Genomic DNA, 3,293 nt, shown 5'->3' with positions numbered 1-3,293 from the left:
CCCTCGGCGCCGGCCTGGCCGCCCGCATCTACCTGATGCGCAAGCCGCTGCTGCCCGCCGCCGTCCGCGCCAAGATTTCCCGCGACCGCACCGGCGCCAAGACCGGCGCCGCCCAGACCGACGCCGAGACCGTCAAGGTCAACGCGTAATACTCCCGATCACCGATTCCCCTTCCACGAAAGGATCCCGCATGGCCACCCACGTTCTCGAGACGAACGGCGAAGTCTGCCCCTTCCCCCTCATCGAGGCCAAGCAGAAGATGGAGGAGCTGAACACCGGCGACGAGCTGATCATCGGCTTCGACTGCACCCAGGGCACCGAGTCCATCCCGCGCTGGGCCGCCACCGAGGGCCACGGCGTCAAGGACTTCAAGGTCGTCGGCGACGCCGAATGGTCCATCACCGTGGTCAAGAAGTAGCGGCCGCACCACGAGGCGGGGAACCGTCGCAAAGCAGGGCCCGCCCGGGAGACGATCCGGGGCGGGCCCTGCGTCGCGTCCGGCACCGTCCACCCGGCGAAAGTAGTGTCGGGACCATGAACACGCCCGATGACCGCAATAGGGAATTGGCCTCGGCGCTGGCGGACCTCGAGGCCGCCGCCGAGCGCGTCGCATCGCTGGCGAAGGGGATCCGGGCGGATCTGGATGGGCCGCCGCCGCGCGGGCCCCGGCCGCAACCCGGCCCCATGCCGCCGCATCAGCCAATGCAGGGGCAGCCGAACCCATATGGCCGGCAGCCCATGCACGACCCGGTGCCGAATCAGGTGGCCGATCACATGCCGATGACGGCGCCGATGCACCTGCGGCCTCCCCCGCCCCCGCCGATTCCCCGGGGCCCGATCCAGCCGCCGGCGCCGCCGGTGCCGCCGACGCCGGCGGAGCCGTGGTGGAGCAACGAAAAGACGGTGCTCAAGGTGACCGCGGTGATCGGCGCGATCATCACCATCTCCGGCGTGGGCCTGCTCGTGGCGCTGGCCATTCAGAGCGGCCTGCTCGGCCCGCTCGGCAGGGTCATCCTCGCCTACGGCCTCGCCGCCGCACTGGCCGTGACCGCCGCAGTCGTGCACCGGAAGAATCCGGAGAACGCGGGCGTCGCCGCCGCCGGCGGGGCCTCGGTGATCACCGCCCACATCACGACCACCGTGCTCGTCCACATGCTGGAATGGTGGCCGCATTGGCTCGGGACGATCGTCGTGCTCGCGGTCATGGGGCTCGGTTATCTCGCGGCCCGCATGTGGCGATCCGTCGCCCTGCATGGGACCGTCTTGGCCGTGAGCTTCATCGCCGCTTCCCTGACCGCCATTCCCAGGCTGGAGGATACGGCTGACGTCACGGCGGCGGTGCTCATCCCGTCCGTCGCGGCCGCGTGGGCGTGGTTGGGCATGCCGAAACGACCGGCCATCTCCATCATCGCCGTGATCGTCTTCCTCTTCGGTTCCATCCGCGTGCTCGCCGACGCCTCTCCGGGCTGGTTCGGCATCGCGGCGTTCATCGTCCTGGGCGTCGCCCTCGCCGTCCCCGAATTCCTCGGCGACTCTCGGGCGGAGGCGGCCCCCGCCGACCCGGGCACCTTGGCGCCCTACTCGGCACCCGCGCGGGCCACCGCCGATCTCCTGCCGCTGCAGTTGCTCGCCTGGCTCGCCGCCCCGATGACGTCCACCTTCGGTCAACTGCACCTGACGTCCATTTCCGTTGCCCTCGTCCTCGGCCTGGCCATCGGCGCGGCCGGCTTCGGCCCCTGGCGCGACTTCGACGATGCGCGGATGTCCACGCTGCGATGGGCCGGGCTGTGTTCCGCGGCCCTGCCCACCCTGCAGATGGCCTCCTCCGAACCGGAGCTGTCCTGGACGCGAATGCCCTCGCTCCTGCTGGCCGCCGCGTTCATCTGGTTCCACGTGTTCCGGCCGACCCGGATGGGCCGCTGGCTGATCCCCCTGTGGACCGTGGTCGCGCTCATGGCGAACCTCCCCGCGCTGGTGCTCACCATGTTCGCGCCGTCGTACCTCGCAGAGCACCGGATCTGGCTGTGGACTCTCGAGGTCCCCAACGTCATCGTGTCCGGCCTGCTCATCGGCGTCATCGCATTGGGGCTCATCGCCATCGTCGCGGCCCGCCGCGAGAAGGCCGATGGTTTCGACAAGGGCGCCGGCCTCGCCGGCCTGCTGCTCACCGCCGTGCCCGTCATCACCGCGTTGACCGCCGCGGGCGTGCGATTCAGCCTCGCCCACGTGCTGGTGTCCATCGGGTGGATGGTCGCCGCGGCGTGGCTGATGCTCGCGCCGAAGCGCCTCAACGTCGGGGCGAACATGGCCGCGTCGCTGGTGATCGCCGGCGCCGCCGTGATCAAGCTCGTGTTCTACGACATGCAGGCCATGAGCGGTCTCACCCGCGTCTCGGCGTTCCTCTTGTGCGGCCTGCTCATGCTGGGCATGGTCGTCGCCCGCAGCCTCCGCGACCGCGATGCGGATCACGAGCCGGAGTCGGGGGCGGGCCAATCGGGAGCGGAGGCACGGACGGGCGCGGCCGCGGAGCCGGCCCCGCACGCGCCGAATTCCGCGGGCCCGGAGCCGCACGAACGCTGGGGCACGGGCCCGGGTGGACCGATCGCGTGACGACGGCCGGCCGGGCTCCCCGACCGGCCGCTAGCCCTGCAGCAGCGGCTTCAGGTACTGCCCCGTGTGCGACGCCTCGACCTCGATGACGTCCTCCGGGGTGCCCTGCGTGACCACGGTGCCGCCGCCGGCGCCTCCCTCGGGCCCCATGTCGATGATCCAGTCAGCGGACTTGATCACGTCGAGATTGTGCTCGATGACGATGACGGTGTTGCCCTTGTCCACCAGCCCCTGCAACACGAGCATGAGCTTGCGGATGTCCTCGAAATGCAGGCCCGTCGTCGGCTCGTCGAGGATGTACACCGTGCGGCCATTGGAGCGCTTCTGCAGCTCGGCGGCCAGCTTCACGCGCTGCGCCTCGCCGCCGGACAGCGTGGTCGCCGCCTGTCCGAGGCGGACGTATCCGAGCCCGACGTCGACGAGCGTGTTCAGGTACCGCGCGATCGACTGGATGGGCTCGAAGAACCCCGCCGCCTCCGAGATCGGCATGTCCAGGACCTCGGCGATGTTCTTGCCCTTGTACAGCACCTCGAGCGTCTCGCGGTTGTAGCGGGCTCCGTCGCAGACCTCACAGGGGACGTACACGTCCGGCAGGAAGTTCATCTCGATCTTCAGCGTGCCGTCGCCGCGGCACGCCTCGCACCGGCCGCCCTTGACGTTGAAGCTGAATCGGCCCGGCTTGT

At 70.2% G+C, this 3,293-nt stretch carries 2 protein-coding genes and 1 pseudogene; 2 read left to right on the top strand and 1 reads right to left on the bottom strand.

Annotated features, from left to right (window positions below; all coding sequences use genetic code 11):
- Positions 1-196: 196 nt before the first annotated feature.
- Together GX015_RS01425 and GX015_RS01420 are read left to right on the top strand one after the other, a co-directional pair.
- Positions 197-418 (top strand): annotated as a pseudogene (locus GX015_RS01425) (sulfurtransferase TusA family protein); the annotation flags it as partial.
- A 116-nt stretch (positions 419-534) separates the two neighbouring features.
- The gene (locus GX015_RS01420; protein WP_291342238.1) at positions 535-2,610 is read left to right on the top strand and encodes a hypothetical protein; all 2,076 of its coding nucleotides are present in this window, start codon (positions 535-537) and stop codon (positions 2,608-2,610) included.
- A 30-nt stretch (positions 2,611-2,640) separates the two neighbouring features.
- On the opposite strand, the gene GX015_RS01415 is transcribed toward GX015_RS01420, so the two are convergent.
- Positions 2,641-3,293 (bottom strand): ATP-binding cassette domain-containing protein (locus tag GX015_RS01415; protein WP_291342237.1); only part of this gene is annotated, 653 nt, incomplete at its 5' end.

The sequence above is a fragment of the Corynebacterium sp. genome, from assembly GCF_012837295.1.
Lineage (GTDB): Bacteria > Actinomycetota > Actinomycetes > Mycobacteriales > Mycobacteriaceae > Corynebacterium.
Note: the sequence above shows the minus strand (reverse complement) of the source record. Positions and strands in the feature narration are given on the sequence as shown.